Source organism: Candidatus Cloacimonadota bacterium (assembly GCA_021734245.1).
GTDB lineage: Bacteria > Cloacimonadota > Cloacimonadia > Cloacimonadales > TCS61 > B137-G9.
In genome coordinates, this window is the sequence record JAIPJH010000121.1 from 1 (window position 1) to 7046 (window position 7046).

Here is a 7046-nt window from a genome sequence, read left to right on the forward strand (position 1 = left end):
CATATTGAGAAACTCTCCTTGCTATTTTGACGAAATATGTTGTGTCTATCCTTCGTCAATTTACTGTGAAAGAAATACTCAGGATGACGGAAAATTTATTTCAACAGCATCATCTTTTTTACTTCTACTTCTTCCCCATCGATTTTGAGCTTGGCGAAGTATTCTCCGGTGGAGACGCGTTTGTTATTTGTGTCTTTACCGTTCCAGATGCATTCAAGGTGACCAGCAGAAAGAAGTGAATTCAAAAGTGTTTTTACTTTTTGACCGCGGATATTGTAAATTTCAACAGTCATAAACGAGGACGTTTGTGTTACATTACTAAAAAAGGCTGGAATCCTTGTACAGAAACCAGCCTGAAATATAATTTTACTACATCAATTTATATGCAAATCCTAATCCAAGTGTTTCCTTGAACTGCAATTCATCGATCTGACGTTCATCATAAATGAATTGCACATAAAGGTTCAAATTGATAAGTTTGGTGATGCTGGCAGAAAGAATATGTTCCCAATCCATACGAACAGCTTCCCAGTTCTCGGTATAATCAACGTTATCTTCTTCATCAGAAAGTGAGTAAAACAGAGCTTTGTACATGATCAACTTTGTATTGTATGAAATTACTCTTTTTGCCAAAGGAGATTTGTATTCTCCTACAATTTCCAGACCACCATCGTTGCTACTTTCATCTGCATAACCATCAAAATACTGTTTCAAGGCAGCACCCAATCTGGCACTGAGTTCTTTATTATCTTCTTTGATGAACATACGAGCTACACCAAAAGATTCTGTGAAAATATTGGGATTGATGTTTTTGATCTCGTTGCCACGTTCATCAATGAATTGACTTTCCCAGCGGAAGCTGGCAAAAGGATCTACCACCAAACCCAAAGTAAAACGGAACATCGATTCAAAATCGATCAGGTCAGTAGATTTTTCCGGTTTTGCCCATTTTCTATCACCGTTGATATCAACAAACTGATTATGAGTCTGCCCAAAAGCCAGTTTAAGTGTATTCTTGTTATTCAGCTTTGGATTCAGTTGTTTTTCTGCCAGCAGATTTGCATTGAACGTCCAGGATATTGATCCCAGTTCCGAACCTGCCCAGTTATCGCTGTATTCATTCTGATTCAAATTCAAAGAAACATCTGCAGATTTTGTCCAGCCTTCGGCACTTAAAACTGCACTAATTGCAATTAAACTTAAAAGTAAAATTAACTTTTTCATTTCTCCCCCATATTTTATGTTTTTTTTAAAAGAAATATCTTACGCCAAGTGCGCCGTTAAAACCGAAATCTGTTTCCGGCATCAAATCCAAAATTGGAACAACTTCCAGAAAAATATCTAATGGAGCACCTGAAACCTGATAAGCAATTCCGATTGGAACTCTAATTCCTACATTTGGATCGTCTGCCAATTTTACTCTAACACCAATTCCATAATAAACCGGTAATTGCTGATTGATCAGACCAAAATTATGCCACAGCATATCTGCGTGAATATGTAGTGCACCTTCATCTCCAAAAGACCAGGCAGCTGCTGCATCAAAAGCTGTGCTTTTTCCAGTCCACAGTTTTGCACTCAAGCCGGTTGGCTCGCCCAGAATTATACCTAATCCAGTTCCTGAATTTTGAGCATAAATACTCATTACAATTATTAACAATAACCCTATTAAAACTATCTTTTTCATTATATTTCCTTCTATTGATTTTTTATATGAACATCCATTTGCGGGAATGGAATGTTAATGCCATTCTTATCAAATTCCATTTTTGCCGTTTCCGTCAGATCAAAAAAGACAGTCCAATAATCTTCGGTTTTGCTCCACACTCTCACTTTAAAATTAAGAGAGCTGTCTGCCAATTCAGTTAATCTTACAAAAGGTTCCGGCTCTTTCAGGATCAGGTCATGCTGATTAATTATGCTTTTCAAAATATCTTTAACTTTCTGAATATCAGAGCCGTAGCCCACGCCAAAAGTCAAATCTACCCGCCGTTGATTTTCGGCTGTATAATTTGTGATCGTGCCGTTCATGATCTGCGAATTCGGCACGATGATCTTCTTATTATCGAAACTCCTGAATTCTGTGTTGAACATATTGATCTGATTTATCATACCCATCACACCTCCGGCCTCAACTGCATCTCCCACCTTGAACGGACGGAACAGGATAATCAGAAAACCGGATGCAAAATTGGAAAGCGATCCCTGCAAAGCCAGACCGATAGCCAGTCCGGCAGCCCCTATCACAGCCAGGAAGGATGTAGTTTGAATGCCCAGTTGTGCCAAAGCCGCTAAAATTACAAATACCCAGAGAACCGTTTTGATCAGGGACGAGAGAAAAGTGGTGATAGTAGGATCCACATGACGTTTATCCATCACTTTCACGATCAGTTTTTTGATGCTGTTCACGATAATCCGGCCAATGATCAAAATGGCTAAAGCAGCCAGGAATTTCAGACCAAAAGCCGAAATCCACTCATAGATTTTTGGTAGAATATTCTCCATAAATCCTCCCTTATTTGATAATTACGAATTCTATTCTTCTATTTTTTCTTCTTCCTTCTTCTGTATTATTGCTGGCTATCGGATTATCGGGTCCGTAACCATTGGCAATAAGACGAGATTCCGAAATACCCTTGCTTACAAGATATTTTTTGACTGCAATAGCGCGATAATAAGAAAGATCCATGTTAACATCACGCGGACCTGTGCTATCTGTATATCCGTTAATTTCCATTTTTATATTCGGCCTGTCTCTCAGCATTTTTACTACTTCATCCAGAATTGCTTTGGCATCCAGATGCAGATAATCGCTGGCAGGTCGGAAAGTGACACCTTCAAAGATCAGCGGTTTTTCATCAGGACAGCCATCATCGTCTTTATAACCATTAAACGTTTCAGCCAGATTAGGGCATTGATCGAGATAATCCAGAATTCCATCTCCGTCATTATCCAGATCGGGAGCACCATCATCATCCATGTAACCATCAAAATCTTCCGCTATATTGGGTGATTTGTCATCAACATCCAGGATACCGTCTCCATCATTATCAGGATCGGGAATTCCATCTTCATCTTCAAAACCATCAATATCTTCAGGATCGTTTGGAGCGCCGTCGTCAACATCCAGGATACCGTCTCCATCATTATCAGGATCGGGAATGCCGTCTTCATCCTGAAAATCATCAAAATCTTCCGACTCAAATATGGCACCGTCCTTACTGTCTATTATGCCATCTCCATCGGAATCTTTGGCTTTGCCAAAATGAATATTAAATCCCAATCTTCCTTCCAGAATTCCCACTTGATCGCCACCAAATCCATTCATGTCTAAAGTGTGATTTACCAGGTAATGAAAGCGAGCACCAAATTCTAAACTGAAATGAGAGCTTAAAAACCAGTTTGCTCCCAGACCGCCGGTTGCCGTGGTAGTTTGATCATCTTCCACCGAAATTCCCAGCTTCTCAGAAAAACTGAATCCATCCTCGACGCCAGTAATATCTCTTCTATCCCACTGCAGAATTCCAGCTCCCAGCAGAAAATATGGTGTAAATTTCGTACCTTTTGTTAAATTCAGTTTCAGATTCAAATTCAGAGGAGTAAGATATGTAATGTACATTTCTGTATCGGTACTTTCTTTGGGTCGCGTCCAGCCATATCCAGCAGAAATTTCCAACCCGACTTTTTCGGAAAAATAATATCCAAACTGTCCACCAGCCCAGAATTTTGATTGGTTGGGTTCTCCACCCAATAGATTTACATTACCAGCATGAATACCAATGTATGGCCTTTTTGCTACTACCTGAGCAGATAGATTAACCATAAGCAATACTGTGAAAATTATAAAAACAATAAATGTTTTTTTCATCTATTCCTCCCCTAAAAATTTACCTTTTTTAAAAATTAATTAACAATGACAAATCTAACATTCTATATAATATTGGCAAAAAGAAAAATCCCACTGCATGGAAAAAAGTGGGATTTTCTTTTTATTTCTCATTTCCTATTTTGTACGATAAAATTCGATTCTTCTATTTCTGGCTCTGCCTTCCCTGGTCTTGTTGGAAGCGATCGGATAATCCGGTCCAAGCCCAATAGAGCGCAGACGATAAGCAGGAATTCCCTGACTGATAATGTAATTTTTCACAGCATCAGCTCGAGCTTTGGAAAGCTTGATATTTGCATTCCTGGAACCTGTGTTATCGGTGTGACCACTTATTTCCAAATGCATTTCAGGATAACTTCGAAGTGTATTAATTACTTTCTGAATCTTTGATTTTGAAGCATTTGTAAGTACAGCACTTCCGCTGGCAAATTGCACACCATCCAAAATTACCGGAGTCCGTTTTTGGAAAAGCATTTCCGGTTTTTCATCAGGACAACCGTCATCATCTTTGTAGCCGTTATATGTTTCCGGTTCTAATGGACATTTATCCCGCCCATCCACAAAACCATCTCCATCAGTATCTGGAAGCAGGGGATCGGTGTAATAAACGAAAAGTTCATCATAATCATTCAAACCATCTTTATCAGTATCGGCTGATGCGGGATTTGTTCCATAATTATTAACTTCTTCCTCATCCGAAATGCCGTCGTTATCACTATCCTGTTTTAACGGATTACTGCCATAAGTGTAAACTTCATCATAATCGGAGATCGTGTCATTATCTGTGTCGCTGTCATTGGGATTCGTTCCGGTATTATTTCGATTCACATAAGTTCCGGTATTAGTTTCCACCACATCATCCAAACCATCTCCATCATTATCATAATCCGGACAGCCGTCTTCATCTTCAAAGCCATCAAAATCTTCAGGAAGGTTTGGACATTTATCTTTACGATTTCCGATCCCGTCTCCATCATCATCCACATAACCGCCAAATCGAATGGAAAAACCCAGGCCAATCGAAAGATTTCCATCTGAAACATCAGGATTATTGATAATTCCTGACATGTCTTTATCCTGATCGAAATAATTGTGATACCGAATCGAAAGATCGAGAGCAAAAGATCGGCTGATCTCAAATTCTAAACCTGCACCGATAATCGACATAAAATTTCTTTCTGAAGTTAAAATCGAATCAAGTTCAGTTTCCTCAATTTCCCACCAGCAATAACCCAATCCACCCATCAAATAAGGTATTACAGGATGGTTTTGCAGAATATTGAAGCGCAGATTTGCAGATATTGGATTGAAAATTGTTTGAAAATTCACTGAATCATCTTGCGAAACATATTTCTGGATCCAGTCATTTTCCGAATCATCCCGAATTGTGTTATACCCATAACCGGCATTTATTTCCATTCCCAATCTGGGAGAAATATAATATCCTAAACTAATATCAGTTAAACCCCGAACTGTACTCCAGTCTTTGTCTCCACCTATTCTTTTTGTTCCGTAGCCACCAAATCTAAGATAGAGTTGTTTTGTGTAGATCTGACCAAAAACAGCATTTACTGTGCATAGAAAAATAACAAAAACTACAACGCTTTTGCGCATCCACTTCCTCCCCTTCCACTCATTAGAAGGCACTTCATCAATTTATTTATAATATGTCAAATTTAAATTAGTCCGAGAATTTTATTAATCTACTTAAATGAGAATAATTGCAACAACTTATTTTTCATATCATCAAAATGAGAACCCTGCCAGAAAATCCTGCCACAGCGGCGGCAGACTTTGAATTCATGGAAGTTCTTAAATACATATTCTGGAACTAGTTCTTCAATTTTTTTTTTATCTATATCAAAGAGTAATTTGTTGCAATCCAAACAGCGGGAAAATATAAGATCTTCATCATATCTAATCATATCGATAATCTCTTGAAGTTGCTTTATATGGTTATCTTCCGCTATTAGAACCCGATTGAATTTCAAAGCAGATTTGGCTGTTTTTCTATTTCTGGTAAGTATAAGACGGCGTTCTTTGATTGCCAGATTTATCTGTTTTTGAACGCTTATTCTTTTATAAACTGCTGCATCGTAGCCCAGCATGCGAAGCCATTTTGCCAGGCGATTAAGGTTTTCATCTAACAGAAACCGAGGTTTTAGCTGAGTCATCAGAATTTGCCGACTTCGAAAAATTTCTCCACTTCCGGAACTTTACATTTTAGAGCTTCTTTCAATGTGCCTGTAAAAAGCACTTTTCCATCATCCAGGAAAATGATTTTATCTGCAATGCGATGAATACTGGCTAGTTCGTGTGTAACAATTACAATCGTCATTTTCAGAAGATTTTTCAATTTTAGTATCAACTCATCCAAAGACGCACTTGTCATCGGGTCCAAACCGGCTGAAGGTTCATCGCAAAAGAGGATTTCGGGATCCATGGCAATAGCGCGAGCCAAGGCTGCTCGTTTCTTCATACCGCCAGAAAGTTCCGATGGAAAAAGATTGATAGCATGTCCCAGGTTCACCAGATTCAGTTTTACCCTGATTATTTTTTCAATGATCTCGGATGATAGTTTTGTGTGCTGTTCTAAGGGAATTGAAACATTTTCAAAAATATTAACGGAATTTAATAGAGCTCCATTTTGGAACAACATTCCCACTCTGCTGAGAATTTCATCAAATTCCACCTCATCCAATTGAGTTACTTCAGTACCGAAAATTTCCACTTTTCCTGAATAGGGTTGGAATAATCTTAAAATATTCTTTAAAAGCGTGGTTTTCCCACAGCCGCTGCCACCTAAAATAACAGTAACTTCCTGCGGATAAATATCTACAGACACACCATCTAAGATGATCTTTTCATCATATTTTGCAACTAAGTTTTTTACAGAAATTATTGGTTCTTTTGTCATATCAAAAATAAAAAATAAGACTGTTTATCGCATCTAAAATAATTACCCAGAAAATGGATGCAACAACTGAAAGTGTAGTAACTTTTCCCACTCCTTCTGCCCCGCCTTTCACATTGAAACCATAATAGCTGCCGATAATAACAATGACCCAGGCAAAGAAATAACTTTTGCCAAGACCGACCAGGACATCTTTTAACGTGAGTACCTCAAACACACGATTGAAGAAAACAACCGCACTCAAAT

Annotated in this window: 9 protein-coding genes; all 9 read right to left on the bottom strand. The window is 38.4% G+C overall.

What is annotated here, in order from left to right; genetic code table 11:
• Window positions 1-95 precede the first annotated feature (95 nt).
• Window positions 96-293 carry a hypothetical protein gene (locus K9N40_12665; protein ID MCF7815319.1) on the bottom strand — a complete coding sequence of 66 codons (198 nt, stop codon included), beginning with the start codon at window positions 291-293 and terminating at the stop codon, window positions 96-98.
• A gap of 76 nt (window positions 294-369) precedes the next feature.
• Complete coding sequence (locus K9N40_12670) at window positions 370-1224, bottom strand: DUF3078 domain-containing protein (GenBank protein MCF7815320.1); 855 nt, start codon at window positions 1222-1224, stop codon at window positions 370-372.
• 25 nt (window positions 1225-1249) lie between these two features.
• Window positions 1250-1687: a hypothetical protein gene (locus K9N40_12675; protein ID MCF7815321.1), complete on the bottom strand. Its 438-nt coding sequence runs from the start codon at window positions 1685-1687 to the stop codon at window positions 1250-1252.
• Between the two features lie 11 nt (window positions 1688-1698).
• Window positions 1699-2505: a mechanosensitive ion channel gene (locus K9N40_12680; protein MCF7815322.1), complete on the bottom strand. Its 807-nt coding sequence runs from the start codon at window positions 2503-2505 to the stop codon at window positions 1699-1701.
• 10 nt (window positions 2506-2515) lie between these two features.
• Entirely contained in the window at window positions 2516-3868 is a 1353-nt protein-coding gene (locus tag K9N40_12685; GenBank protein MCF7815323.1) for an OmpA family protein, read from the bottom strand.
• Between the two features lie 135 nt (window positions 3869-4003).
• A complete protein-coding gene (locus K9N40_12690; GenBank protein MCF7815324.1) occupies window positions 4004-5500 on the bottom strand; it encodes an OmpA family protein in 1497 nt (498 codons plus the stop codon).
• Window positions 5501-5589: 89 nt separating this feature from the next.
• Window positions 5590-6060 (bottom strand): Mut7-C RNAse domain-containing protein, encoded by a 471-nt coding sequence (locus K9N40_12695; GenBank protein ID MCF7815325.1) that lies wholly within the window; start codon window positions 6058-6060, stop codon window positions 5590-5592.
• Window positions 6060-6803 carry an ATP-binding cassette domain-containing protein gene (locus K9N40_12700; GenBank protein MCF7815326.1) on the bottom strand — a complete coding sequence of 248 codons (744 nt, stop codon included), beginning with the start codon at window positions 6801-6803 and terminating at the stop codon, window positions 6060-6062. Before K9N40_12700 ends, K9N40_12695 begins: the two co-directional genes overlap by 1 nt.
• Window position 6804: 1 nt before the next feature.
• Window positions 6805-7046: ABC transporter permease (locus K9N40_12705; GenBank protein ID MCF7815327.1), on the bottom strand; the 242-nt coding region annotated here is incomplete at its 5' end.